Origin of the sequence: Treponema sp. UBA3813 (genome assembly GCA_002368605.1) — a bacterium.
GTDB lineage: Bacteria > Spirochaetota > Spirochaetia > Treponematales > Treponemataceae > Treponema_D.
In genome coordinates this window covers 1-25,382 of record DFEB01000033.1, presented here as the reverse complement: position 1 = coordinate 25,382, position 25,382 = coordinate 1, and the positions used below count along the sequence as shown (strand labels likewise).

Annotated in this window: 24 protein-coding genes; 11 read left to right on the top strand and 13 right to left on the bottom strand. The window is 44.7% G+C overall.

Translation table 11 applies throughout. The annotated features are described in order from the left end of the window. Window positions 1-80 precede the first annotated feature (80 nt). Window positions 81-1,286, bottom strand: coding sequence for a protein-glutamate methylesterase/protein-glutamine glutaminase (locus tag B2089_RS05710; RefSeq protein ID WP_296322928.1), 1,206 nt, complete (start codon window positions 1,284-1,286; stop codon window positions 81-83). 79 nt (window positions 1,287-1,365) lie between these two features. Then, window positions 1,366-2,181, bottom strand: a complete 816-nt coding sequence (locus B2089_RS05705; protein WP_296322932.1) for a CheR family methyltransferase — start codon at window positions 2,179-2,181, stop codon at window positions 1,366-1,368. Between the two features lie 106 nt (window positions 2,182-2,287). Between B2089_RS05705 and lptC the strand changes: the two genes are divergently transcribed. The 3 genes from lptC (at window position 2,288) to lptB (ending at window position 4,519) form a co-directional block, all read left to right on the top strand. After that, on the top strand, window positions 2,288-2,851 hold the full coding sequence (lptC, locus tag B2089_RS05700) for an LPS export ABC transporter periplasmic protein LptC (protein ID WP_296322934.1): 564 nt from the start codon (window positions 2,288-2,290) through the stop codon (window positions 2,849-2,851). Further along, on the top strand, window positions 2,841-3,590 hold the full coding sequence (locus B2089_RS05695) for an LptA/OstA family protein (RefSeq protein WP_296322937.1): 750 nt from the start codon (window positions 2,841-2,843) through the stop codon (window positions 3,588-3,590). Before lptC ends, B2089_RS05695 begins: the two co-directional genes overlap by 11 nt. Window positions 3,591-3,781: 191 nt before the next feature. Beyond that, window positions 3,782-4,519, top strand: coding sequence for an LPS export ABC transporter ATP-binding protein (gene lptB, locus B2089_RS05690; protein ID WP_296323000.1), 738 nt, complete (start codon window positions 3,782-3,784; stop codon window positions 4,517-4,519). 17 nt (window positions 4,520-4,536) lie between these two features. Here lptB and B2089_RS05685 read toward each other — a convergent pair whose 3' ends face one another. The 5 genes from B2089_RS05685 to B2089_RS05665 all read right to left on the bottom strand — a co-directional run bounded on the left by B2089_RS05685 (window position 4,537) and on the right by B2089_RS05665 (window position 10,404). Beyond that, entirely contained in the window at window positions 4,537-5,811 is a 1,275-nt protein-coding gene (locus tag B2089_RS05685; protein WP_296322940.1) for a CobW family GTP-binding protein, read from the bottom strand. Window positions 5,812-5,896: 85 nt separating this feature from the next. Continuing rightward, a complete protein-coding gene (locus B2089_RS05680; RefSeq protein ID WP_296322945.1) occupies window positions 5,897-6,496 on the bottom strand; it encodes a DUF4340 domain-containing protein in 600 nt (199 codons plus the stop codon). Window positions 6,497-6,645: 149 nt separating this feature from the next. Then, window positions 6,646-8,736: a GldG family protein gene (locus B2089_RS05675; protein WP_296322948.1), complete on the bottom strand. Its 2,091-nt coding sequence runs from the start codon at window positions 8,734-8,736 to the stop codon at window positions 6,646-6,648. Window positions 8,737-8,741: 5 nt separating this feature from the next. Then, the gene (locus B2089_RS05670; protein WP_296322950.1) at window positions 8,742-9,458 is read right to left on the bottom strand and encodes an ABC-2 transporter permease; all 717 of its coding nucleotides are present in this window, start codon (window positions 9,456-9,458) and stop codon (window positions 8,742-8,744) included. A gap of 1 nt (window position 9,459) precedes the next feature. Further along, window positions 9,460-10,404, bottom strand: a complete 945-nt coding sequence (locus B2089_RS05665; protein WP_296322954.1) for an ABC transporter ATP-binding protein — start codon at window positions 10,402-10,404, stop codon at window positions 9,460-9,462. 150 nt (window positions 10,405-10,554) lie between these two features. Between B2089_RS05665 and B2089_RS05660 the strand changes: the two genes are divergently transcribed. Then, window positions 10,555-11,247 carry an HAD family hydrolase gene (locus B2089_RS05660; RefSeq protein ID WP_296322958.1) on the top strand — a complete coding sequence of 231 codons (693 nt, stop codon included), beginning with the start codon at window positions 10,555-10,557 and terminating at the stop codon, window positions 11,245-11,247. Window positions 11,248-11,255: 8 nt separating this feature from the next. Here B2089_RS05660 and B2089_RS05655 read toward each other — a convergent pair whose 3' ends face one another. Genes B2089_RS05655 through B2089_RS05635 form a run of 5 tightly spaced genes read right to left on the bottom strand, consistent with a single transcriptional unit; the run spans window position 11,256 to window position 14,877 of the window. Next, entirely contained in the window at window positions 11,256-11,819 is a 564-nt protein-coding gene (locus B2089_RS05655; protein WP_296322961.1) for a M48 family metallopeptidase, read from the bottom strand. Between the two features lie 12 nt (window positions 11,820-11,831). After that, the gene (locus B2089_RS05650) at window positions 11,832-12,452 is read right to left on the bottom strand and encodes a hypothetical protein (protein WP_296322963.1); all 621 of its coding nucleotides are present in this window, start codon (window positions 12,450-12,452) and stop codon (window positions 11,832-11,834) included. Next, complete coding sequence (locus B2089_RS05645; protein ID WP_296322966.1) at window positions 12,449-12,958, bottom strand: COG2426 family protein; 510 nt, start codon at window positions 12,956-12,958, stop codon at window positions 12,449-12,451. Before B2089_RS05645 ends, B2089_RS05650 begins: the two co-directional genes overlap by 4 nt. Next, complete coding sequence (locus tag B2089_RS05640) at window positions 12,955-14,271, bottom strand: nucleobase:cation symporter-2 family protein (protein ID WP_296322969.1); 1,317 nt, start codon at window positions 14,269-14,271, stop codon at window positions 12,955-12,957. The genes B2089_RS05645 and B2089_RS05640 overlap by 4 nt, the downstream gene beginning before the upstream one ends. A gap of 21 nt (window positions 14,272-14,292) precedes the next feature. Beyond that, window positions 14,293-14,877 (bottom strand): xanthine phosphoribosyltransferase, encoded by a 585-nt coding sequence (locus B2089_RS05635; protein WP_296322972.1) that lies wholly within the window; start codon window positions 14,875-14,877, stop codon window positions 14,293-14,295. 151 nt (window positions 14,878-15,028) lie between these two features. Between B2089_RS05635 and B2089_RS05630 the strand changes: the two genes are divergently transcribed. The 7 genes from B2089_RS05630 (at window position 15,029) to B2089_RS05600 (ending at window position 24,926) form a co-directional block, all read left to right on the top strand. Beyond that, a complete protein-coding gene (locus tag B2089_RS05630) occupies window positions 15,029-17,167 on the top strand; it encodes a methyl-accepting chemotaxis protein (RefSeq protein ID WP_296322977.1) in 2,139 nt (712 codons plus the stop codon). Between the two features lie 68 nt (window positions 17,168-17,235). Then, window positions 17,236-19,389, top strand: coding sequence for a DNA topoisomerase IV subunit B (locus B2089_RS05625; protein ID WP_296322980.1), 2,154 nt, complete (start codon window positions 17,236-17,238; stop codon window positions 19,387-19,389). An 11-nt stretch (window positions 19,390-19,400) separates the two neighbouring features. After that, the gene (locus B2089_RS05620) at window positions 19,401-21,341 is read left to right on the top strand and encodes a DNA topoisomerase IV subunit A (protein ID WP_296322984.1); all 1,941 of its coding nucleotides are present in this window, start codon (window positions 19,401-19,403) and stop codon (window positions 21,339-21,341) included. Between the two features lie 22 nt (window positions 21,342-21,363). Beyond that, window positions 21,364-22,263, top strand: coding sequence for a hypothetical protein (locus tag B2089_RS05615; RefSeq protein WP_296322985.1), 900 nt, complete (start codon window positions 21,364-21,366; stop codon window positions 22,261-22,263). Continuing rightward, window positions 22,260-22,856 carry a YigZ family protein gene (locus tag B2089_RS05610; protein ID WP_296322988.1) on the top strand — a complete coding sequence of 199 codons (597 nt, stop codon included), beginning with the start codon at window positions 22,260-22,262 and terminating at the stop codon, window positions 22,854-22,856. Before B2089_RS05615 ends, B2089_RS05610 begins: the two co-directional genes overlap by 4 nt. Next, complete coding sequence (locus B2089_RS05605) at window positions 22,853-23,419, top strand: hypothetical protein (RefSeq protein ID WP_296322991.1); 567 nt, start codon at window positions 22,853-22,855, stop codon at window positions 23,417-23,419. Before B2089_RS05610 ends, B2089_RS05605 begins: the two co-directional genes overlap by 4 nt. Window positions 23,420-23,486: 67 nt before the next feature. Beyond that, the gene (locus tag B2089_RS05600) at window positions 23,487-24,926 is read left to right on the top strand and encodes an ASKHA domain-containing protein (RefSeq protein WP_296686320.1); all 1,440 of its coding nucleotides are present in this window, start codon (window positions 23,487-23,489) and stop codon (window positions 24,924-24,926) included. A gap of 31 nt (window positions 24,927-24,957) precedes the next feature. Here B2089_RS05600 and B2089_RS05595 read toward each other — a convergent pair. Next, window positions 24,958-25,382: AMP-binding enzyme (locus B2089_RS05595; RefSeq protein WP_296686319.1), on the bottom strand; the 425-nt coding region annotated here is incomplete at its 5' end.

Below are 25,382 nucleotides of genomic sequence, written 5' to 3'. Positions count from 1 at the left end.
GTAAAGAGAGAAAATTCTGTTTGCCTTTAGGTGAACAGAATTTTCTCGTGATAACAAAAATTACATGGATGTAATTTTTGTTATGAGTTTTCCCTAGCCAGTTTAGAAATTTCATCGGCCATTTTTTCTAGCGGAACCTGCTTTTGAACGCCGCCAAGCTCGTAAGCGACCTTTGGCATACCGTAAACGATTGCCGTAGCCTCATCCTGGCCAAGCGTCCATGCACCCTGCTTCCGCATTTCGGCCAGCTGAACTGCACCGTCGCGGCCCATACCCGTCATGATTACGCCAAGAGCCCGGTTCTGGTAGATTTTTGCAACTGACTCAAAGAGAACATCTGCTGAAGGACGATGGCCATTTCGCTGAGGCTCCTGAGAAAGACGGAGCATTTTTTTGCCCAAAGGAGTCTGCTCAACATAGATATGATAGTTGCCCGGAGCGATGTAAATGTTTCCGCTCTCGATAGGCTCGTTATCCTCGGCCTCTTTTACATTGAGGGCGCAGATTTTGTTGAGAGAATTTGCAAATTCTTTCGTGAAGCCGGCTGGCATGTGCTGAACGACGAGAACTGGCTGCTTTAAGTGAGGGTCTATCATCTTAAAGACATCGCGGAGGGCGTTCGGACCACCGGTAGAAATACCGATTGCGATGACCTCGATTCTGCCAGGCTTACGAAGAGGCTCAATCGTTGCAGGACCTTTTGGCTCTGAAGAGGCAAAGGAACTTCCAAACGATGATGCGGGTTTTGCAGCCGTACTTGCAAGAAATTCTTTTGCCTTATCTGCCCCCATCTTTGAGGCAAGCTTGCGCTCAACAAGACGGTCAGAACCTAAATTCGCAAAGAAATCACTTGAGCGCACCTGCTTTCCGTGACGGCGGGCATAAGAGCCTCCGTAAGAAGCAATAAGCTCAATAAGTCGGTCTGAAACAGAACTGATATCGGCAGAGATTGATCCATTCGGTTTTGTAATAAAATCAGCGGCTCCCAGTTCAAGACATTCAATCGTAACAGCAGCACCCTTTTCAGCAATGCTGGAAAGAATAATTACAGGAACATCAACTTTGTTCTGTTTGCGCCAGCGAAGGAACTCAACACCAGTCATGACTGGCATTTCGATATCAAGGATAATCACATCAGGCTTGAACAAATCCAGCTTTTCAACAAGAAACTGACCGTTCATGGCCTTTCCTGCAACAGTCAAGCCTTCAGTTTCATCAATAATACGAGAAATCAGATTGCGCATAAGCGCTGAGTCATCACAAATAGCTACAGAAATATCATCCATAATTAAAAATCCTCCCTATAAAAAAATCAGTCTGCAAGACAAAGCCTGCAGACCAGAAAAATAATCGCAAAAAAAGTGATTAGACCTGCTTTTGATATAAACAAGCCCAGTCAGTCTTTAAGAATTCAAATTTGGTATCCATACCGAACAAACTCTCTGAATGCCCGATGAACAAATATGAATTTGGTGCCATTGAATTCCAAAAACGATCAATAACATTCTTCTGTGCAGGCTCATCAAAATAGATGAGAACATTTCGACAGAATACGACATCAAGATTTCGCGCACCAGAATCGTTACGCAGGTTATGATAGTCGAATTTAATCGTCTGCATAAGTTCAGGCTTTACCTGATAGCCACGATCATTTTTGGTGAAAAAACGGTCAAGGTATTTTTGAGGAATACCAGTAACGCGAGCCTCCGGATAAAAACCAGCCTGCCCTGTCATAAGACATTTGAGGGAAATATCAGAAGCAGTAATCTGAAATTTATACGGAGCCGGAAGCACATCTGCCAAAATCATGGCAATAGTGTAAGGTTCTTCGCCGGTTGAACACCCAGCACTCCAAATTCTCACCGTATTATCACCAGTTTTTCTTTTGTTCTCTAGGACATGCGGAATAACATAGTTGACAAGAGCATCAAAATGCGGCTGATTTCGGAAGAATCGGGTAAGGTTCGTCGTAACAGAGTCGAGCATAATCTTCATCTCTTCTTTGTTTGACATAACGAGACGATAATATTCTTCGATAGAATCCAACTGTTTTTCGCGTAATTTTTCTTTTAAACGGCTGTCAAGAATCGATCGGTTTGTAGCCGAAAAAGTAATTCCGCTTTCGTCATAGATGACCTTTCGGAACATGTCAAATTCTGCATCAGTTAATAAGTCTGCCATATACTTAATTATACACCCTTAATTTTGAATTGTAAATAATTTTAAGTTGAGTTTAAAATCTTCTCCGTTGAAATAAACAAATCTTAATGTTAAAATTATAACACAAATGGGGAAAAAGTCAGTTTTAATTTCATTATTTTTTTCTCTTATATTCTCTTTTTCCTGCTCTCTAACCTACACGAACGGAGAAAATTCCGAAGATAAAATTCCAGAATTCATTTTCAAAAATGCGCAATATACAAAATACCAAAATGGTAAAAAAAATCTTCAGCTAAAGGCCGAGCAACTTGAACAATATAAAAGCGATAATGCTGTATTTGCAAAAAATGCAGATTTCACATCCTATAATTCAGAAGGCTCAAAAGAAACAAGCGGCTCATGCCAATTAATAGCGGCAAATACAAAAAAAGAAATTTATAATCTCTTCGGAGATATAAGTCTCTCTATGGCCAGTCAAGAAATGGAAATTTCGGCAAATGTACTCCGTTTTAACAAAAAAACTGAACAAATATCAAGCGGCAATAACAGCACGGTCACACTAAACAAAAAAGATATTCAAATGACAGGAAAAGGATTCAGTGCCAGCGGAGTAAGCAAAAGCTATTCTTTTTTGGGCGGAGTTTCAGGCAAAATTACAACATCAGTAAGCGAGGACGGAAATGAAAACTAAAATTTTATTTTTCGCACTTTCCTTCATTTTTTTTTCACACCCCCTTTCTTTTTCAGAAGAAATAACATTCAAAGCCGACTCTATGACAGGAGTTTCTGGAAGCAAAAATGACGAAACAAAATTAACAGGAGATGCTTTCGTCAAAACACCGACAATGGAAATCAAAGCAGACTCAATAAAACTGAGTGGAGAGGACTTCAGGTATATAACAGCAGAAGGAACTGTCGAAGGGAAAAACACCGAAACAAAAATGGATTTCACATGCGGAAAATTAATTTATGACAGAGAGACAAAACTCGCCAGACTTGAAGACTCTGTTCACATGGTCGATATTGACAATGATGTTACCATAGATGCTCAAATTATCGATTACAATCAAAACAAAGAAATCGCAACTATGCAGATTGGGATAACTCTCAAGCAAAAAAACAACACTTGCACGGCGGCTTTTGCTATCTACAGAAAAACATCCCAAATTTTGGAAATGAGTGGAAATCCAAAAATCGTTCAGGGAGATGACACATTCAGGGCCCAAGAAATTATTTTAAACCTCAAATCCCAGGAAATAACACTTTCGGGTCGAGTTTCAGGAACTGTAACGGACTCTAAAAAAGAAGAAGCTGAAAAAGAAGAAAAAGCTACAAACAATATTTCTGGTGAAAATGAAAATCTTCCAGAAGAAAAGCCAGAAGCAGAAAAAGTAATAAAGGCTGAGGAAAAGCCGGAGGGAAAAGAATGAGCGATGAGAAAATTGAAAACGAATCTGCCTTACAGGATGTAGGAGAAAAGCAAGAAGGGATTTCTGGTTCGCAGCAGGCTTCACAGAACGAATCCCTCATTGAAGAAAATGCCCTGCAGGAGGCAGGGGCAAAGACAGGAGAGAATTTTCCAGAGGAAAATTCTCGTTCGAATCCAGAAATCCAGGGAGGGATTTCTGGTTCGCAGCACACTTTACGAGTCTCTTCCCTCTATAAATCCTTCGGAAAAAAGAAAGTCGTGCAAGGTGTTGATTTTCAGATGCACACAGGCGAAGTCTTGGGCTTGCTTGGCCCTAACGGTGCTGGAAAGACGACGAGTTTCTACATGATTGTCGGATTTTACAAGCCCACTTCCGGCGAGATTTTCTTGGATAACAAGCGAATCACTCCCCTTCCCATGTTCAAGCGGGCCCAGCTGGGAATTTCCTATTTGCCACAGGAGCCAAGTGTCTTTAAAAAACTCACCGTCGAAGAAAATATCTGGTCGATTTTGGAAACCCGCCCTGATTTAACCAGAGCCGAAAAAAAACAAAAACTGGAAGAGTTAATTGAAGAATTTGCAATCGGCCGAATCCGAAAACAGCTGGCCTACACACTTTCAGGCGGTGAACGGCGGAGAACGGAAATTGCCCGCTCCCTTGCAATCGAGCCGAAATTTCTGCTTTTGGACGAGCCTTTCGCCGGAATCGACCCCATTGCCGTAGCGGACATTAAGGGAATGATAAAATTGCTTGCAAAGCGGGGAATCGGAGTCCTGATTACAGACCACAATGTCCGCGATACGCTGGAAATCACCGACCGGGCAATTATAGTAAGCACTGGCCAGATTTTAATCCAAGGCACCCGCCAAGAAATCATCGACAGCCCCGAAGCAAGGGAAATCTATCTAGGCGAAGGCTTTCATATGTAGGGAGCCGGTCGAGAGCCTTAAGCCAGACAAGCGTCCAGCTCTGCTGAAATTGCTTTTTTATCCAGATTCTGGCCGATGATACAAAGTTTTACCATACGGTCGCCGACAGTTTCATCCCATTCCTTTTTGATTTCAGGATTAGCGGCGAGGATTTTTTCCTGCTCTTTTTTGGGAGCGGCTGCAATCCACTGACCTGAGTAACCGGCCTGAATCTGACGGCCGCTTGTCTCAAAGACATAGGCCATTTCTTCTTCATCGCTGAACCACAGAAGCCCTTTGCAGCGGATAATGCTTCGAGGCCATTTATTTGCGTATTCGTCCAACTTCTGGCGGTCAAAAGGCTTACGGCGGTAGTAGATGAATGTTCCGATTCCATATTCGTCCTCGTCAGCTCCGCTGTCTCCGTCATGCTTATGCTCGTGGTGATGATGGTGATGTCCGTGCTCGTCATGATCATGGTCGTCATCATCGTCATGGTGATGGTCACAATGCTCATCACAGACATGACCTTCCTCGCCATGCTCAGGATTGTCGTGGTCGTGGTGATGATGATGTTCGTCTTCATCTTCATCATCGTCGTCATCAATTTCGCCTTCTTCAAGCTGTTTGCACCAGCCGGCAGAAGCATAAACTGTCTCAAATTCAAAGCTTCCTGTCGCAAGGATGTCAGAGACAGGAACATCACCGTGGCTTGTTTCGATGATTTTTACGCCAGGGTGAAGGACTTCGATAACTTTGCGGACTTTCTTGAACTGGTCTTCGGTGACCAAATCTTTTTTGTTGATGACCAAAGTTGAGCAGAACTCAATCTGCTGAACCAAAAGACTCTCGATATCTTCCTCGCCTATTTTCTCTTTTGCGAGGAGTTTGTCACCGCCTGCAAATTCGTCAACAAGGCGGGCAGCGTCAACAACGCCTACAACATTGTCAAGCTTGCCATTTTTAATCATCTCAAGTTCCTGAGCGATTGGCATTGGCTCACAAACGCCGGAAGCCTCAATCATAATGTAGTCGTATTTGCCTGTCTTAATGAGGTTTTCGATATTCTGTGCCAGCTGGCTTTTGAGGGTACAGCAGATACAGCCGTTTGTAAGCGGAACGATGTCGCTGGTATCGGTGATTTTAGCTCCGTCAGCGATGAGTTTTGCGTCAACATTGACTTCGCCGATGTCGTTTACGATGACAGCGACCTTGTAGCCTTCCTGATTGTTAAGGACTTTATTCAAAAGCGTGGTTTTTCCCGCGCCCAAGTAACCGCAGAGCAAGGTCATTGGTGTAAGTTTTTTTGCCATTTTATGGAATCTCCTATAATCCCTATAAATATAGTGAATTTTCTGTTAATCGGCTATAACAAATTAATTTTTTGACAGTCATTCCCTAAACGCCAGGCTGAAGGCTGGGAGACGCTCCCTCAGCAGGGGCATTTTCGGCTGGAGCGGCTGGAGCTGTCTCTTCTTTCTTGGGAGCCTTTAACTCATCTGCCTTTACATTGAATTTCTGGCGCAAGGCACCGCTCGCAAGATAGATTTCGCTTTTCCCATTCACGCGGATGTAGTTCTGCTGGCCGTTGGCGGCGTCTTTTCCCACTTCAAGGCTCAGATATTCCTTGCCGTTGTCGCTCACTTTTACAGTGATTTTTGAAGAGTCTGTGAAGCCGTATCGCTCGATTGCGTCCTCGCTTGAGGACTTTGAGATTACGGAAAGGGTTTTGATTCTGCTTAAGGCGTCAGAAATCATCTTTGCCTTGCCTGAGTCAGCTTCCTCGTCGTTGACTTTCCAGAAATCGCCGTATCTTTTGAGCAAAAGCGTGCCATTCTCGCTGGAAGAGATTTCGATTGTGTCATAAGTCTTGTCGATGACAAAATCTTTTACAGAAGACCGGCTTCCCAAAATCACCTGCAAGATATAAATCAAAGCCAGCACCACCACGGCAGAGGCCAGTATTGCCTTTCTAAGCATTATATTTTTAAAATTCATAATCAACTCCATATCTTTGTCCACAGATTTACACCGATTACCACAGATTATATTTTTTCTAAAACGAAAATCTCTCATATTACACGACAGATTTTCGTATATCATACTTCCTTAATCTGTGTATATCTGTGCTAATCTGTGGATTCTTTTCATTTTTCTATTCTCGAATCGTTCGGGTTGTATCGCTCCCGGATGGCTCGTTTTTTGGCTTTGATTTTCAAGAGTACCAAAAGGCCGCAAAGAGCGACGATTACCACAAGCCCGATTTCGTTGAAATATTTTGCCACGGTTGAAGCGGCCGGATTCTTTACGGTGAGGGTATTGAGCGACAAGCCCTTTGTGCGCATTGTACACAAATCTTCCTCGCCGTTGAGATAATCCACGGCGTTTCGGACGAACATTGATACAGGCTGATTTCCTTCCGCGTCCAAAAGCTGGGCGTTGTTAAACATGGCGATTCGTCCACCGCCAAGAATAGAGCTTCCCACCACGAGGATTTTTCCGTTCTGGACAGATTTTGCCAAATGCTCGCTGGAAGAAATTGCCGCGCTGTCAGCAGATTCATTCTTATCAGCAGATTTTGGCTTTTCGCTGAAAGCAGAAGAGAATTTTCCCTCAACAAGAACCGCAAGATTTTCGCTTGCCATAGTTGATTTGTCGCTTGGAACAGAAATGAATCGCGGGTCAGGGCTGATGTTTGAATCCACAGTCCATGATTCCTTTGAAGATTTTGCCAAAACCGTGACGCGCGCATCTTTGTTTTCTTTTGCGGCAGTCACGTCAAGAGGAGCGTTCTGGAAGAAAATCACATAGCCCAAGTTTTTGGTAATGGGGCTTTTCTGATCCAAAGTGTTTTTCTGCATCATTGGAGCCACATAGAAATTCATCTTTCCGTACTGGCGGTCGGTCTGGCTGAAACAATTCAAATCGTAGACATATTTTTTGCCGACAGAGATTCCCCATTTCTCAAGATTCTTTTCAAGACCTGTGTTAATCGGATTGTAAGTCGGCTGAGAGTATGGATTTGCCTGAACTTCCTCAAAGGGATCAAGGAAGAGAAGGATATTTCCGCCCCTCAAAACATACTGGTCGATTTTATAAAGCTCTTCGTCGGTGAAAGAAGATTTGGGGCCGTTGATAATGATGCTTGAAAGAGACTGAGGGATTTCTTCCTCGGCCAGCTTGATTTCTTTGAGAGTGTAGCGGTCAGAAATGAGCTGGGCAAAAACCGATGGTGAAGGCTGACCGTACTGGCCCTGCTCACTGGCTTCAACTTCACCGTGGCCCGTAATGTAGCCGATTTCCTGAGATTTTGAGACCAGGGATTTAAGGCTTTCCTCAATCTGCTCGTTCAAACCTTCAAGGCCGGTAATCATGTTGCGTCCGAAGAAATCTCTGGACATTTTTACAGGAAGAAGGGAGAATTTTTCGCCATATTCAAGGACAAGTCCAAGCGCGCCAGTTCCCTGACCAAGGTCGGGGTCGTTCCAGTTAAGCGACTGGATTCCGTATTTTTCCACGAGGGAAGGAATTTCGCTTGCAGGCGGCTCAATGCTCTCAAAACGGATTCGGTTCTTGTTCTTTTTGTTGATTTCGCCGTAAGCCGCGCGGATTTCATCTTCCATCTGGTTGAAGCCGATGATTTTGAAATCAGCGAGTTTTTTAGTGGCATAGAGAGTGAGTTTCACTTCACCGGCAAGGCCAGCAAGCGCACTGGTGGTTGAGACCATGTTTGAAATCGTGGTGGTGATTCTGTATTCAAGGCCGTCGGTGCTCGTGAGGGAGTCCAGGACTTCGATTCGGTCAGCGTACAAAAGGGCGATTCCCATCCAGACCCGCTTCACGCCGACCTCGTTGTTTTTAAGCTCCTGAATCTGAATCTGGTTGAGGCCGTAATCTCTGGCGGCTTTTTCATTCTCGGCCTTTTTCATATCGACGAATTCGTAAGAGAAATTGTCGTTGGCGGCTGATTTGTATTCCACCAGAATATCCTTGATGTACTGGTAGACGCTGGAATAAGGGGCGTTGAGATTGTCAGAGAAGAAAACTTTGACCGAAAGAGGCTCTTCCAGAGTCTTTACAACCTGCTCGCTTCCTTTTGAAAGGGAATATGATTTTGGGGAGGTAAGGTCGATTCTGAAATAAGAGCGGCTGACCACAAGATTTGCGAAAATCAAAAGAAGGATGAAAAGAAGAATGTCACTTTTCGGGCTTTTAAGATATTGAATGAACTTTTTCATAATGATTAGCGAGCCTCCCCTGTTGATTTTAAAGATTCAACGGTAAGAACAAAAAAGAGTGCCGTAAGGGAAATGAAGTAGACCAAATCCCGCAAATCGATGATTCCACGGGAAATTGACTCAAAGTGAGAATAAGCCGAAAAGAAATCAAAGAAAGCTACGACAAGAGCCGGCATAAAAATCAGGAAACTTGAAATAAGGGTGAAGATTATGCAGATTGCAAAAGCGATGAAGAAGGCAATAATCTGATTTTTGGTTAGGCTTGAGGCGAAAAGACCGATTGCGCTGAACGAGGCAATGAGGAAAAGGGCACCCAAGTAGCCGCCAATCATCGGGCCTGCGTCAGGCTTTCCGAAAATAAAGCAGGTAATGGCATAAAAAAGCGTGGGAAGGAGCATGGCCCCTCCAGCCACAAAAGCCGCGAGGAACTTTCCAGTCACGATTTCAAGCTCTGTGACCGGGAGAGTGAGCAAAGTCTCATAAGAGCCGCTTCGTTTTTCCTCGGCCAGAAGGCGCATGGTGAGAGCGGGAATGAAAAACGAAAGCACAATGGGCAAAAGTCCGAAGAACTGCCGCAATTCCGCCCGGTTATTCAGGAAGAATGTGTTGAAGAACAAAAATCCCGAAGCCAGCAAAAAAAGCCCCGTAACGATGTAAGCGATAGGACTCGCAAAGTAAGCGCGAATTTCCCGCTTGAATATTACTATTGATGATTTTGACATTTTATTTCTCCTCTACCGTTAAGCCGTGGAAGATGTCTTCCAGACTGTTCTTTCTAAGGGCAAGCTCGTAGATTGTCCAGTTTTTGTCTGCGCAGAGGCGGAAAAGCTCAGGCCGGATTTCCTGACCGTCTTTTGCGCTTACCAAAAGCGATATTGCATTCTGAGCGGACTCGATTTTGTCGCCTTCCGTGACAGTGCAAGAATCCACATTATCAATAGAAGAAATTGCACTTTTTGCCTCGTCTTCGCCCGCTCCGTCCAGCTGGATATAGACCGTCTCGGCGTGGCCGTATCGCTCCCGAAGCTCCTGAGTGGGGCTGTCGGCAACGACCTTGCCTTTTGAAATGATGATGACCCGGCCGCAGAGCATTTCAACCTCGCTCAAAATGTGGGTCGAGATGATGACCGTGCGGGTTTTACCGATTTCGCGGATAAGATTGCGGACATCCTCGATTTGGTTTGGGTCAAGGCCCGATGTTGGTTCGTCAAGGATAAGGATTTCCGGGTCGTTCATGAGGGCGTGGGCAAGTCCTACTCGCTGCTTGTAACCGCGGGAAAGCTCAGCGATATTTTTGTGCATGACTTCTTTAAGACCACATTCCTCGCAGAGTCTTGGGATTTTCTCGTCAGGATTCTGATTCTGCATGAGGGCGACATAGCGGAGATATTCTTCCACAATCATGTCCGCATACAAAGGAGCGGATTCCGGCATGTAACCGATTTTTTGTTTTGCCTCAACAGGATTTTGAGTGATGTCGATTCCGTCGATAAGAACCGTGCCGCTTGTGGGCTTAAAAAATCCCGTAATCATACGCATGGTGGTTGATTTTCCCGCACCGTTAGGTCCAAGAAGACCGACAATCTGCCCCGTAGGAATTGAAAAACTGACATCATCGACAGCTTTGAACTCGCCGAAGCGTTTTGAGAGATGTGAAACTTCAATCATTTTTGAAATGTCCTTAAAATCCTCACAGAGCGCACAGAGCGCACAGAGGTTCATTATATAGAAAACAAAATTTATGAAGATAGGTTATACTTTTTTGGAGAAAATTTCAATTTGCAGAACATTTCTTTGCAATCTGCTATAATCTCCAACATGAAAGAGAATCCCTTAAATCAGATTTTTTCAAACATCAAATGCGCGATTTTTGACATGGACGGCACAATTCTTGACTCAATGGGAATGTGGCACACAATCGGCGCGCAATATCTTCAGCAAAACGGAATCACTCCCAGAGAAGGCTTGTGGGAGGATATCAAACGATTTAACTTGGTGGAGTCGGCGGATTATTTTATTGAAAAATACAATATCCAAAAACCCAGGGAAGAAATCATGGACGAAATCCGTGCCCTTATCAGCGGACACTACGGAAAAACCCTGCAACTCAAAGAAGGAGCGAGGGAACTTTTAGAAAGACTTAACGAAATGAAAATTCCCTGCCTGCTTGCCACCGCCACCGACCGAAGCAGCGTGCTTGCCTGTATGCGCCGTCTTGACTGCGAGAAATATTTTGTAAAAATCCTCACCTGCCTTGAATACGATACGACAAAATCCGAGCCAGTGATTTTTGAAAAGTCAGCGGAGGTCTGCAATGCGAAAGCCGAAGAATCCCTGGTTTTTGAAGATGCCCTCCACGCCCTGAGAACGGCTCACAATGCAGGTTTTAAGACAGTGGCTGTCTACGATGAAAGCGACGAGGAAAAAACCGAGCCGCCCAAAACAGACTGGGCCCGTATGCTTGAAATCTGCGACGCAAGCTGCATATCACTAAAAGAAATAAAAATTTAGACGCAGATTCACCTCATCATTTTGACGACAGATTTGTATTCTGGCATGAATCGTTCGACGATTTTGTAAAAATTTTTGTCGTGATAGATGTAGAGAAAGTGGGTCAGTTCGTGCAGTACAACATAATCCGTGCAGATTTGAGGAAAGCGCATTAAGTCATAATTCAAGGTGACTGTATTCGTGCGGCGGTTACAGCTTCCCCACATGGATTTTAGCTTGCGGCATTTAAGCGTGATTGAAGAAAAATCCGGCATTTTTTCCGCAAGCTCTGACTCCGCAAAAAGACGATATTGCTTTTCAAGGGTGGCGCGGAATCTTTCTTGAGCAAGGGCGAAATCTATAGGTTTTTCAGACAGATTTTCGCTGTTTAATATAGAAGATTTTACTTTTTCCACAGATTTTTGAATCCACTTGCTTTTTGAATCAATGAATTCTTCGATTTTAGATTTTGAAGCCAGCCAAGGAACCGAGCAAAGCACATTTCCGCTCCGGTCAACCCGCAAACGAAAAGACCGGATCCGCTTTTTTGAGACGGTAATTTGAATCTCAGTGTTCGGCAATTCGTAAATCATACCGCCCAATTCCTAATTGCCATTAATAATCTCCGCCCACGAGCGCGAATCTCTTTTTTGCACATCCAGAGCCAAAGTGACCAGGATTTTTTCAAGATTTACGCGGACTGTATCTGGAGCAAGGTCTTCCTTTGTGTATTCGATTTCGGCGTAAGGAAGCCCGTTGACTTTTTCCAGTTCCAGATGAGCCTCAAAATCATTTTGCGTGACGGAAGAAGAAATGGCATCCTTTGTTTTTTCAAACCATTTTATGTAGCCAGTGGCCTTAAAGAATGTGCGTAAAACTTCGGGATTTTCGATTAAGGTCTCATGCTCAGCGTTAAATTCCACGCCGTTTTCAAGGCTTTTTTGCTTGATGCAAAAGTAAGATTTTTCGCTCTCTTCGCCGAACATGTCAATTCCGCTGGGAGAAAGGGGCTGTTTTTTTTCGCTTCGGATTCGGATAACACGAAGTTCCTTATTTTTAAGCCTCTCTTCGTGACTTTTATAAAGGGAAAAATATTCGTCATTTTTGAGGATTTTTTCCACATCGCGCAGAGAAAGGCTGTCAATCTTTTTGCGACCGAGCAGAAAATCTTCTATATGAATAAACTCTTCCTGTGTGAGAGGGATTTTCAGTTCAATCTCTCTCATTGTGCGGTCACCGCCCCGACTCCGCTTGCAACTCCAAAACTGAGCGTCATCATTATGACTCCCGCAAGAAGAACTCCAAAGATGACCGAAAGAGTCGTTTTTTTCCAGTCCATGTCAAGAAGGCTGGCCGCTAAAGTGCCTGTCCAAGCTCCGGTTCCAGGAAGGGGAATTCCTACGAAGAGGAAAAGAGCGAAATACAGCCCCCTGCCCGCTTTTTCCTGCAATTTTTCGCCGCCGCGGTGACCTTTTTCAAGGCAGAAACGGCAGATTCCGCCGATTAATTTTTTTTCCTGCCCCCACTCCAAAAATTTTCGGGCAAACAAGAAAATGAATGGAACAGGAAGCATATTCCCCACCATGCAGGCGATAAAAAGAAAAACGAGCATAGCGGGAGAAAGTTCGATTCCCTGAGAGGCGAAAAGCCCCAAGCCAACAGGAATCGCGCCCCGCAACTCAATCAGGGGAATCATGGAAACAAAAAATGAAATCAAAAGTGCTTTTGTCATACTTCAGCTACAGTTTTTTCTTTTGGCAAGAGCAAATCAAGGAGAATCGCAAGTACAAAAACAACCGCAACGCAATTCTCTGCGAAAACACTCTGAACGATTTTCGGGAAAACAGAGAACATGCCAGTACTCTGAGTGAAACCAAGGCCGATACTCAGGGAAAGGGCAACAATCATCGTGTTTCGGGCTGTGTAACCGCATTTTCCCAAAAGCTGGAATCCTGCAACACAAATTGTACCGAACATCATGATAGTACAGCCTCCGAGAACCGCCTGAGGAACCGTCGTGAGCAAGGCACCAATAACAGGGAAAATTCCAGCAACAATCATAATCACGGCCCCACTTGCAATCGTGAAGCGGTTTACAACACGAGTCATTGCGACCAAACCGATGTTCTGGCTGAAAGAAGTGATTGGCGTACAACCGAAAATACCTGCGACAGAACTTACAAATCCGTCTACGGCCAAAGAACCGGAAAGTTCCTTTTCTGTAATTTTTCGATTCAAACCTGTTTCAGCGACTGCCGTAGAGTCACCGATAGTCTCTGTTGCCGAAACAAGATAAATGACAACCATAGAGAGAATTGCGCTCAGATTAAATTCTGGTTTAAATGGGAAAATTTTAGGAACGGCGACAATGCCTGCATTTTTCAGAACCGTAAAATCAACCATGCCCAGACAAAGGGCAAGAATATAACCGATTACAAGTCCGAACAATACCGAAATAACCTTTAAATAACCACGGGAAAAAATCTGAAACAAAAGGCAGGAAAGCAAAGTGACCGTACCGACAATCCAATTGTTCAGGGAACCAAAATCCGCAGCCCCCTGTCCGCCAGCGAAGGAATTTGCACCGACAGAAAGAAGAGAGAAACCAATTGCCGTAACGACTGAAGCGGCAACAATCGGAGAAATAATTCTCATCCAGTATTTTGCAAGCAGTCCCAGCAATCCTTCGATTAAACCGCCGATAATTACACAGCCGATGACCGTACCCATGCTGTAAGTTGTGCCGATAAAAATAGCCGTATTCAAAAAGGTAAAGCTGATTCCCATTACAATGGGAAGACCTGAACCGACTCTCCAAAGGGGAAAAAGCTGTATCAAAGTGCCTATACCAGCCACAATCATTGCGTTCTGAACAAGGCGAGCCGCAAGCGACTGGTCAATTCCGCAAACATTCGCCAAAATCATTATCGGGGTAATGTTAGCTACGAACATTGCGAGAATATGCTGCAAACCAAGGGGAATCGCCTGAGTCAACGGCACAGTGCCTTCAAGTGTGTACATGTTTTCTGAATTTGCGTTTTTCATATTTTCTCCGGGTTTTATATCCTAATCCCTAAATGTAATCGTGCCTTTTGATGAATCCATAGATTCAACAATAGCAATAGACTCTAAATGGAAGCCTTTTTCGCGGATTATGCGTCCACCGTCTTGAAATCCTTTTTCAATGGCGATGCCGATTCCCACAACTTCGGCTCCAGCCTGGCGGACAAGTTCCGTAAGACCGAGAAGAGCCGAACCTCGCGCAAGAAAATCATCGATAATGAGCACCTTGTCGGAAGAGCAGAGATATTTTTTTGAAACAAAGACATGATTTGTACAGCCATGAGTAAAAGATTCAACATCAGTGCTGTATTTATCGCCGTCCACATTGATACTCTGCGTTTTTTTTGCGAAAAGCACTGGAACATTGAAATATCTGGCGACGATGCAAGCTATTCCGATTCCGCTAGCTTCAATCGTCAGTATTTTGGTGATTTTTTCGCCGTCAAAGCGTTTTTTGAATTCTGCGCCGATTTGTTCCAAAAGTGAAATGTCAATCTGATGATTAAGGAAACTGTCAACTTTGAGAACATTACCCTCGCGCACAACGCCGTCTTTCAGTATTCGTTCTTCAAGAAAATTCATTGCCATAGAAAGATTATATCATCTTCGAACATGAAGTGCTACAGACTGTTACAAAACGCCATATACCATATTTTTTTCTTGCATTACTTTTTTATTTAAAATATACTGTAATTACTCTGCATAGAAACATAAAACATGCGGCAAGGAGAGTATTTTTATGAAAAAACACTATATTTCAACATCACGAAAATTTTCTGTGGGCGCAATCATCATCATGCTCATAGTCCTGGCGATTTCTTCCATTACTACGAGTGTTTTTTTCGCGCGATATTGCCTCCAGAATTTCTATGACAAGGCCGGAGCCGAACTCTACGCCTTTTCTGACGCAATCAACATGTTCTTCGGGGCAAAGGAAGTCGAACTGAATGTATTTTCTGAATCTGACCCCGTAAAACTGGCGGACGACACAATCCACTCTTTTGTAAATGAGGTTGGAGACATTCAGATTTTGGGCTACGAAAAAAGCCCTACAGAAGAGGCGATTCGTGCAACCTGTAAGAATTTCGCTTCGGCAGACAAGGATATCGCAGAAATCTACATCGGAACAAAATGGGGCGGCTATGCAACCAACTTCGACAGTTCAATGAGCGGAGGATATGACCCGCGCAAACGAGGATGGTACCAGACGGCACTGAACGGAAACGGAAAGGTTATGATTACAGATGCCTTCGCCTCCACTGTGGGAGCAACGGTCGTTGGAATCACGCGGTCGGTTTATGACTTCAACAAAGAATTCGTAGGAAATTCTTCTATTGAAGTTTCCCTGGACACGCTCACCCAGATTCTTTCAACAGTAGATTTGGGAAACAATGCCTTCCTTATGATGATTCAAAAAGACGGCACGATTCTGGCCGACACTTCACCTTCCAAAAACAACTTCAAAAATATCACAGAGATTGACATTCCAAACCTTAAAGACTTTATTTCTGCTCCATCGGGAAGCGGAAGCATTAAAATCAAGAGCGAGACATATTTTTCAAAATTCATAACTAATGAAAAAACCAGCTATCAAATCGTGGCTTTCTGTCCAAAAAGAACGGTTTTTGCAGCCTTCTACAGAACTCTTTCTTTCACGATTCTCATTTGTCTGATTATCACACTCGTTACATCACTGGCAGTATCACTCTTCACAAGAAAAACAATGCAGCCTCTCAAAAAAATCATCACATCCCTTGAAGAAGTGGCAAACAATGATTTTACCCACACAATCGAAGTCACAAGCCATGACGAATTGGGAAATGTTACCGAGACTTTCAACGATACAATAAAAACCCTGCGCTCGACTTTCGGCCTTATCTCACAGAATACCAACGAACTGGACAAAATCGGAAACGGACTTGCCGACGACATGAATAAGATTTCAAGCGAAATTTCAAAAATCGTCGGAAACATCGTCTCAATCAGCTCTCAGTCAGAATCTTTGAATTCCAGCGTCGAACAGACGGCAAATTCGGAAAAAGAAATCGCAAGCGCAATCGAAAAATTGAGCGCAAGCACGGAATCCCAGTCAGAATGCGTGGAAAATTCAAAAAGAAGCGCGAACAAGATGGTGGGAAACATCACGGAGATTTCTCATTCAATCAAAAATACCAGCGAAGCAGTCACTTCACTTCTGGAAGCAACCAACACCGGAAAATCAAACATGAAAAAATCCGCTGAAATCGCCCAGAAAATCGCCGATGCGTCAGGCGGCTTGCAGGAAGCATCAAAAGTCATCTTGAATGTAGCCAGCCAGACAAACCTTCTTGCAATGAATGCGGCAATCGAAGCGGCACATGCGGGCGAAGCGGGTCAGGGATTCGCTGTCGTAGCTGACGAAATCCGAAGCCTTGCCGAGCAATCTTCAAAACAGGGTAAGGTCATCACTCAAACCCTTAAAGATGTAGGACTTGAAATCACAAACCTTGCCGATTCAACGCGCACGGTTGAGCAGAGCTTTGCGGAAATCTACAACTTGTCAGAAAATGTAAGCACTCTCACAGGTAATGTTAAGAGCGTTATGGGCGAGCATGAGGAAAGTTGTAAAGATGTTCTTTCGGCAATCAAGGAAATCGAAACGGCCACGACCAGCGTAAAACGGGAGTCGGAGGGAATTTACAGCGCAAGTCAGGAAGTTTCAAGCGCGGTTGGAAAAATGACAAACATCGCCTCAAATCTTTCTTCCCGAATGAGCGAAATGGGCGAAGGAGCAAGAAGCATCACGGAATCAAGCGAAATCGTGAACCAGCTCACGCAGGAAAACAAGGGAAAGATTTCTGCCCTTGCTGACGAAATCAACAAATTCCGCATTAAATAAAGATCAAGCAGTCCATAGCAGAAAAGAACTATTTTCAATTCGACAAAAATAGTTTATAATTGTATGCTATGGGTGGAATTAAAAAAGAAGAAAAAGAGATTGCCGGGTCAAGCCCGACAATGACAAAAAAAGCTCCTGCTGCAAAATCTGCGCCTGCAAAGGAAGCGACTGCGACAAACTCATCATCTGCAAAAACAAAAAAGCCCGTGGCGGGAATTGACGAAAACGGAACTTTCCGTGCCTGGGACAACGCAAAGACCGTGGCGAAGTCAAAGAAAGAGGCGGCTCCCAAAAGCAGCGTAGAAGAGCGGGCGACCGACAAAAAAGCCACGGCCGAAGCCGAAAAAAAACTTGCGGCGGCAAAAAAAGCCGACCCCAACGCAGGGCTTGCAAAAAAAGAAGTGAACGCCGCTGACTATTCAGACGACAAAATCCGGCACTTGGATGCCCTTGAGCATATCCGCTTACGAAGCGGAATGTACATAGGCCGGCTTGGCGACGGCTCAAACCAAAACGACGGAATCTACATTCTCTTAAAAGAAATAATCGACAACTCAATCGACGAATTCATCATGGGATTCGGTACAAAAATCGATGTTGAAATCAAGGAAAACCGGGTAAAGGTGCGCGACTACGGACGGGGAATTCCTTTGGGAAAAGTCGTAGAATGTGTCTCTGAAATCAACACCGGCGGCAAATACAACGATGATGTATTCCAGTTTTCTGTGGGTATGAACGGTGTCGGTACAAAGGCGGTAAATGCCCTTTCTTCATATTTTCGCGTCATCTCCATCCGTGACGGAAAATGCGTTGAGGCGGTCTTCAACGAGGGCAAAATCCAGAGCAATAAATCCGGCGCGGTAAAGCCCGGCACAAAAAACGGCACTTACTTTGAATTCGTTCCCGATACAAAAATCTTCGGAAAATATGAGTTCAACATGGAATTCGTGGAAAAACGAATGTGGAACTACGCCTACCTGAACTCAGGACTCATTCTCCGCCTGAACGGTCAGGATTTCCAGAGTCAGAACGGACTTTTAGACCTGCTCACAAAAGAGCTTGAATCCGAGACAATCTACCCAATCGGCTCTTACACGGGCGAGCATCTTCAGTTTGCCTTCACCCACACAAACTCTTACGGCGAAAATTATTTCTCATTCGTAAACGGTCAGTACACTTCGGACGGAGGAACCCATCTTACGGCTTTTAAGGAAGGTTTCATCAAGGGCGTGAATGACTTCTTCCAGTCAAGCTATAAATCTGAGGATGTAAGGGAAGGAATCACGGCGGCTGTTCTGGTCAAGGTAAAAGACCCGGTTTTTGAAAGCCAGACCAAGAACAAGCTGGGAAACACCGACATCCGGGCCTGGATTGTGGCGGAAGTTCAAAGCGGGCTGGACAACTGGCTTCACAAGAACCCCAAGGCAGCAGAAAGGCTCAAGGCAAAAATCGAAGCAAACGAAAAACTCCGCACGGAACTTTCCAGCGTAAAAAAACAGATGAAGGAAGCCGCCAAAAAGATGAGCATCCGCATTCCAAAGCTGGATGACTGCCGCTTCCACCTGAAAGACGGCACAAAGGGCGAGAATTCCATGATTTTCATCACCGAGGGACAGTCTGCTTCGGGCGTTATGACCCACTCACGGAACGCTGACTATCAGGCAATTTTCTCCCTGCGAGGAAAGCCTGAGAACATGTACGGAAAACGCCAGACCGACATCTACAAGAACGACGAGCTTCACCAGCTGATGATGGCCCTTGGAATCGAAAATTCCGTGGAAGACCTTAAATACTCAAAAATCGTCATCGCAACTGATGCCGATAACGACGGCTTCCATATCAGAAATCTGGTTCTCACCTTCTTTTTGGGCTACTTTGAGGAACTTGTCACCAGCGGCAGGGTCTATATCCTTGAAACGCCCCTTTTCCGCGTACGAAACAAAAAAGAAAACATCTACTGCTACTCTGAGGACGAGCGGGACAAGGCTCAGGCAAAACTGGGGAAATCATGCGAAACCAGCCGCTTCAAAGGTTTGGGCGAAATCAATCCCAGCGAGTTCAAGCAATTCATAGCTCCGGACACAATCCGCCTGACCCCGGTGGAAATCAGCCAGCTGAAAATCATCCCTCAGCTCCTGTCATTCTACATGGGCAAAAACACGCCAGAGCGAAGAAAGTTCATCGAGAATAATTTGCTGACGAACGCTGAGATTGATGCATAAGAGGAAAAAAAATGGCATTTGTAAAAAACTTATTTGACAAAAACTTTATTGAATACGCTTCTTATGTTATCCGGGACAGGGCGATTCCTGATTTGGAGGACGGATTAAAGCCTGTTCAGAGGCGAATCATGCACACGCTTTTTGAGGTGAATGACGGACTTTTCCAAAAAGTTCAGTTTGTCGTCGGACGAACGATGAAATATCACCCGCATGGTGACGCCTCAATCTACGGAGCCTTGGTAAATCTTGCCAACAAGGAAATTTTCATCGAAAAACAGGGAAACTTCGGCAACAAGTACACTGGCGACGGCGCTTCTGCGGGCCGTTACATTGAGTGTCGCGTTCACCCGCTGGCCAAGGAATTTTTGGTCACGAACAAAGAAATCACCCACTATGTTCCCAATTACGATGGCCGGGATTTGGAGCCTGAAGTCTACCGCTCAAAACTGCCGGTAACGCTTTTAATCGGGGCGGAAGGCATTGCCGTAGGCATGAGCACGAAAATCTTGCCTTATAATTTAAAAGAAGTTCTTGAAGCCGAGATTAAATGCTTGAAGGGCGAGAAATTCTCGATTCTCCCTGATGTCTCGACCGGCGGCCTGATTGATGTCTCAAATTACAAGGACGGAAACGGAAAAATCATCACCCGGGCAAAATTCGACACCAGCGATGAAAAGAAAATCATCATCACGGAGCTTCCTCTGGACACCAACGCGAAAGGACTTCTTGAATCAATTGACTCGGCTTACAAGGCGGGAAAAATCAAAATCAGCTCGGTTGACAACTTCACCACCGACCACTGTAACATCGAAATCAAGCTGCCGAGAGGCGTTTACTCAAAAGATGTAATCGACGCACTTTACGCTTACACTGACTGCGAGAAAACAATCGCCTGCTCAATGCTGGTCATCAAGGACAACATGCCTGTTGTGATGACGGCAACTGAAATCATCAAATATTATGCGCAAAAACTCACCGCAATCATCAAGGACGAGCTGGAATTTGAAAAACGAAAGCTCACCGACGAGCTGCACCTGCGCACTTTGGAGCGAATCTTCGTTGAGGAGAGGATTTACAAGGAAATCGAAAACAAACGCACCGCCGAAACCGTGGCAAAGGCCGTAAAAGACGGATTCAAGCCCTTTAAGGCTGAACTTATCCGGGAAGTGAGCGATGACGATGTGGAGCACCTGCTTCAAATTCCAATCCGCCGAATCTCACTTTTCGACATTCAGAAAAACCGCGACCAGGTCAAGGCAATCAAAGACCGGCTCAAGGAAATCAACCGCCGCTTAAAGGATTTGACTGGCTGTGCCATCGAATATCTGGACGGAATGTTGGATAAATTCAAGAAAATCGCCCCGGAACTTTTGAAACGAAACACAACGGTGGCAAAATTCAGCGCGACGGATGTAAAAGAAGTTGCCCGCCAGGATCTTTCACTGCGATACGACGAAAAAGGCTACCTAGGAATCAATGTCTCAGGCGGAAGCGAGCTGATGAAGGTCTCGCCCTACGACCGAATCATCTATGTGCGAAAGAACGGCATGTACACCATCACCGATGTTCCAGACAAGCTCTTCATCGACAAAGGGATGTGGTTTTGTGCTCTGGCCGACAAGGAAAAACTTCCAAAGCAGCTTTTCACGGTGATTTTTAAAGACCCGGAGACTGGTTACGCTTCAATCAAGCGCTGCCGAATCCCCAGCTGGATTATGAACAGGGATTATTTTCTCGCCCCCGACGGAATGGAAGTCCTTCACATCGACACGCGGGAAAAATTCACTTTCACCCTGAATTATGTCAAAAAGCCGAGAGTAAAAATCACCGAAGAAAAGTTCAAGGCTCAGGACTTTGAGGAAAAAGGCTTGAAGACACTTGGAGTCAGGCTTTCTACCCACGAAGTTGAGTCGATTAAGGTTGACGGAGCGCAACTGGAGCTTGGCCTGTAATAATTGAAAAAAAGGAAATGATATGGATATCAAACGCCTCATGGTAAAACTGAACCAAGTATCTTCTCTTTACCTCGGAAAAATCATGTACGCACTTCTTTTTATGTCGATTCTGGATACGATTCTTTCCTTTGTGATTTTGTCTCCGGTTATGCGCATGGTTCAAGACGGCGTGAGTATGCTCGTTCTCAGGACAGGAACTTTCATCCTCGCTTTCCTTGCCATTTGCGTCTGGCTCACTTTCCAGTTCGGATTTGCGGTCATGCTTTTGCAGATGACGAGGCGGAAAAACACGAATTTGGGCTTTATCTTCATCGGATTCAAGCGCTTTAATCCTGCGGGAAAGATTATCGCCTCTTTCGGAGCCTTGATTGCCCTGCTGGCGGTGATTGCCCGTTTTATCGCAAAATTCATTTTCTTCAAAATTTATCCCGATTTTTCTTTTGCCACGCCCAGTATTGAAGATTTGCAGGCCGCAAGCGAAAATGCGGAACTTCTCTCCCAGTCGGCAACTCAAACTCTGCTTTTTATCGGGCTTTTTCTGCTGATTCTTTTTGTTCTTGCCCTCGCGGTCTTGATTCGCTTCGTTTTTGTTTTCCACTTGCATTTTGACAATCCCAGCATGAGAGTGATTTCTCTCTTCCGAAAAAGCGCTGAACTAATGCAGAAAAATGTCTTCCGCTTGATTCTTTTTGCTCTCAGGGCTGGCGGAAAACAGCTTGCCATTGCCATTGTGCTTGCGACAATCGGAAATTTTATTCCAGAAACAAAAAATCCCGGTCTTTCGGTTTTCGTCTTTTTGCTGGACATCGCCTACTTCGTAAATTTCTACACAGCGATGGTTCGGATTTATCTGACCGTGCCAGTTCTCTACGAAGAAATTTTATCCCTCACAAAGCGCACAGATGAAGTTCAAATATGAAAATACCTAAAAATTACGCTTCCTGCGAAGAAACAATAAAAAGCTCGCGCTTTCTCTCTGAATTGTTCCTGATTTCCTCTCAGGCTGAAGTGCGGGAAAAAATCAAGGCACAGAAACAAAAATATGCTGACGCTACCCATGTCTGCCATGCTTTTATCTGCGGAAAAAATGCGGAGATTATGGGAATGAGCGATGACGGAGAGCCGGGGGGAACTGCCGGGCGGCCAATGCTGGATGTTTTAAAAGGCAGCGGAGCCACAAATCTTTTGGTCACGGTCACCAGATGGTTCGGCGGCACTCTTTTGGGAACGGGCGGCTTGGTTCACGCTTACGGAAACGGAGTCAAAAATGTGCTGGCTCAGGCGGAATTTGAAGAATTGGTGGAAAAGTCGGATTTTTCTCTCTGCGCGGACTATCAGCAATATCAAATCATAAAAAAGATTTTTGAGGATTTCACCCTTTACGAAGTTTCCGAGGATTTCGGCGAGGCAATCACAATCAAGGGAAAAATCGCGGCGACGGATTCTGAATCATTCGGCAAAAAGATTTTCGACGCAACAAATGGTAAAATCCTGCCGATAATGTCAATATGAAGAAAAAATTCCTGATTTTATCTGCCCTTCTCTCTTTTTTTTCCCTGCCCACATTCGCAAAAGCTGGTTTTGAATTCGGATTGGGTTCCGGGTATGTTTTTTACGGAGACAAAGCGACAAGAGATAAAAATGATTTGCTAAGTGACATCAATCAAATTGTGCTTGCAACTGACGCGGCTTTTTTAATTCCTGCAAATGATTATGTAATTTTTTCCCTTGGCGGTGATGGAGTTTTTGACCTTAGATGGCATGGCTCTGACCATATTTATCTTATCGATTACGCTTTTTTGGCAGGATTCAGGGTTTACCCGAATTTCGGCGGACTTTATGCCTCTATAGATTACGCCCTTGGACGACGCAGTGATTTCTACTCAATTGAAAACAAGGATTCAAGCGAAAGTACAAAATGGGGAAACGGTTTTAAAATCGGAATCGGCTACGATTTTTCTTATCATTTAAACTCAATCGCACCAGAAATTTTTGCAAGCCTTAAAAGTATGCCGAGAGGTGGAACAAGGGATACTCTTTTTTGCGTTTCATTAAAACTGACAAAACACAAATAATTTTTTATTGAAAATTCGACAATCTCGATGTATTCTATATAAGATACTTTTCTTTTAGGACGATACCATGCAGATTGTTACAGACGGTGAAATGCCAGAAATCCCAGAACAAATTGAGTCAGAGCTTTCTCCTGCAGAACTCGGAATTGCGGTTGATATCGGGACAACGACCATCGCCGTAAGCGTTTGGGCTTTATCACGCAGGAAACATCTCGTAACAGTCGCCGAAAAAAATAATCAGGTTCGTTACGGTTACGATATAATCCGAAGAATTTCTTTTGCAATTCGCCCACCACTCACAGGCTCTTCATCGGTTGTCGAAACTGGTCACTCAGCCCTTCATTACTGTATTATTTCTCAACTCGAAAAGATGTTCTCCAAGGCCGTGCTTGAAGCAGGAAGTCGCTTACCAAGAGGATACCAGCCAAGAGTCACCCAGCTTGTCATCACTGGTAACACGACAATGCTCAGTTTTTTGGCGGCAACATCGGTCAATAACATGGCGGCGGCTCCATTCACTCCGGCATCGCTTTTTGATACCGTTACAACTTGGGAAAAAATTCGCAACGGCACGGTTTATCCTCATTGTACAGTTCTTGATAAGCCAACCCCGGAACTTCTCCAGATTTTTAATTCAAGCGTAATCGCTCCTGACACAGAAGTGTATCTTCCGCCTTGTATCGGCGCATTCATCGGAGCGGACACTGTATGCGCAATGATTTCAGCAGGTTTCCCAGTCCCCGAAGCAAAAAATGATCCGTCAACTTTGCGCCCCTGGGAATCAAAAGTTAAGGCTCCTCTTTTGCTGGCCGACATCGGCACCAACAGCGAGCTTTGTCTTTATGTTCCTGATTCAGAAGGCAAAAAAGGCAAGATTCTATGCACATCTGCGGCTTCGGGCCCGGCTTTTGAGGGCGCGAACATCAGTTGCGGTATGCCTTCAATCGAAGGCGCAATCGACAAAATCACTTATCTGCACGATAAATTAAACTGCCACACAATCGGCGACAAAAATCCAAAGGGCTTATGCGGAACCGGCTTAATCAGTGCGGCAGCTGTCATGCTCAAAAACAAGTACATCGACAAAGCGGGAATCATCATCCGCGAAAAATCAAAACTGGGAGACGGAACAAGCTGTATTGAACTTACGCCGGCGGTTTACCTTTCTCAGCAGGATATCCGAAATCTTCAGCTGGCAAAATCTGCGGTCAAAACCGGCCTGGAATTTTTGCTTGAGCACACAGAAGAAACGCCCGTATTCTGCATTGCGGGTGGATTCGGCTCAAAAATCAATCTTGAGGAAGCAACTTATATCGGTCTTTTGCCGGCACAACTGGAAAAACGCACGATTCAGCTGGGAAATGCCTCTCTTTCTGGAGCAAGCGCCCTGCTCTTCTCAAATGTCCTCAGGGAAAAGGCACGCGCCCTTGCAAAAAAATCCGTTCAGATAAACTTGGCAGGCATCCCCGAATTCCAGCAAAGATTCTTAAAAGGAATTGATTTTTAAGAACAAAAAATACCTCCATGCAAGGCATTTATTATTCTTTTTTTTGGTCGTTTTCACGGATTTCTACCCGGCGGATTTTTCCAGAAATCGTTTTTGGCAATGATGTTACGAATTCGATGATGCGGGGGTGCTTGTAGCTGGCGGTTTTTTCTTTCATCCAGTCCAAAATCGAAATGCGCAACTGCTCGCTGGCTTCGTAGAGTTTTGTGAGTACGATTGTGGCCTTGATTGCCTGTCCTCGGCGTGGGTCAGGAACTCCCGTAACCGCACATTCAAGGACAGCGGGGTGCTGCTGCAAAATGCTTTCGATTTCAAATGGAGAGACACGGTAGCCAGAGCTTTTGATTACATCGTCATTGCGGCCAATGAACCAAATGTAGCCGTCTTCGTCATAGTAAGCCGTGTCGCCAGTGAGATATTTGTTGTTTTCAAAGACAGATTTTGTTTTTTCTTCGT

Excerpts from the sequence above, each read along its gene's own strand:
- B2089_RS05710 (WP_296322928.1), bottom strand. The coding sequence starts at position 1,286 with ATGGATGATATTTCTGTAGCTATTTGTGATGACTCAGCGCTTATGCGC.
- B2089_RS05705 (WP_296322932.1), bottom strand. The coding sequence starts at position 2,181 with ATGGCAGACTTATTAACTGATGCAGAATTTGACATGTTCCGAAAGGTC.
- lptC (WP_296322934.1), top strand. The coding sequence starts at position 2,288 with ATGGGGAAAAAGTCAGTTTTAATTTCATTATTTTTTTCTCTTATATTC.
- B2089_RS05695 (WP_296322937.1), top strand. The coding sequence starts at position 2,841 with ATGAAAACTAAAATTTTATTTTTCGCACTTTCCTTCATTTTTTTTTCA.
- B2089_RS05685 (WP_296322940.1), bottom strand. The coding sequence starts at position 5,811 with ATGGCAAAAAAACTTACACCAATGACCTTGCTCTGCGGTTACTTGGGC.
- B2089_RS05680 (WP_296322945.1), bottom strand. The coding sequence starts at position 6,496 with ATGAATTTTAAAAATATAATGCTTAGAAAGGCAATACTGGCCTCTGCC.
- B2089_RS05675 (WP_296322948.1), bottom strand. The coding sequence starts at position 8,736 with ATGAAAAAGTTCATTCAATATCTTAAAAGCCCGAAAAGTGACATTCTT.
- B2089_RS05670 (WP_296322950.1), bottom strand. The coding sequence starts at position 9,458 with ATGTCAAAATCATCAATAGTAATATTCAAGCGGGAAATTCGCGCTTAC.
- B2089_RS05665 (WP_296322954.1), bottom strand. The coding sequence starts at position 10,404 with ATGATTGAAGTTTCACATCTCTCAAAACGCTTCGGCGAGTTCAAAGCT.
- B2089_RS05660 (WP_296322958.1), top strand. The coding sequence starts at position 10,555 with ATGAAAGAGAATCCCTTAAATCAGATTTTTTCAAACATCAAATGCGCG.
- B2089_RS05655 (WP_296322961.1), bottom strand. The coding sequence starts at position 11,819 with ATGATTTACGAATTGCCGAACACTGAGATTCAAATTACCGTCTCAAAA.
- B2089_RS05650 (WP_296322963.1), bottom strand. The coding sequence starts at position 12,452 with ATGAGAGAGATTGAACTGAAAATCCCTCTCACACAGGAAGAGTTTATT.
- B2089_RS05645 (WP_296322966.1), bottom strand. The coding sequence starts at position 12,958 with ATGACAAAAGCACTTTTGATTTCATTTTTTGTTTCCATGATTCCCCTG.
- B2089_RS05640 (WP_296322969.1), bottom strand. The coding sequence starts at position 14,271 with ATGAAAAACGCAAATTCAGAAAACATGTACACACTTGAAGGCACTGTG.
- B2089_RS05635 (WP_296322972.1), bottom strand. The coding sequence starts at position 14,877 with ATGGCAATGAATTTTCTTGAAGAACGAATACTGAAAGACGGCGTTGTG.
- B2089_RS05630 (WP_296322977.1), top strand. The coding sequence starts at position 15,029 with ATGAAAAAACACTATATTTCAACATCACGAAAATTTTCTGTGGGCGCA.
- B2089_RS05625 (WP_296322980.1), top strand. The coding sequence starts at position 17,236 with ATGGGTGGAATTAAAAAAGAAGAAAAAGAGATTGCCGGGTCAAGCCCG.
- B2089_RS05620 (WP_296322984.1), top strand. The coding sequence starts at position 19,401 with ATGGCATTTGTAAAAAACTTATTTGACAAAAACTTTATTGAATACGCT.
- B2089_RS05615 (WP_296322985.1), top strand. The coding sequence starts at position 21,364 with ATGGATATCAAACGCCTCATGGTAAAACTGAACCAAGTATCTTCTCTT.
- B2089_RS05610 (WP_296322988.1), top strand. The coding sequence starts at position 22,260 with ATGAAAATACCTAAAAATTACGCTTCCTGCGAAGAAACAATAAAAAGC.
- B2089_RS05605 (WP_296322991.1), top strand. The coding sequence starts at position 22,853 with ATGAAGAAAAAATTCCTGATTTTATCTGCCCTTCTCTCTTTTTTTTCC.
- B2089_RS05600 (WP_296686320.1), top strand. The coding sequence starts at position 23,487 with ATGCAGATTGTTACAGACGGTGAAATGCCAGAAATCCCAGAACAAATT.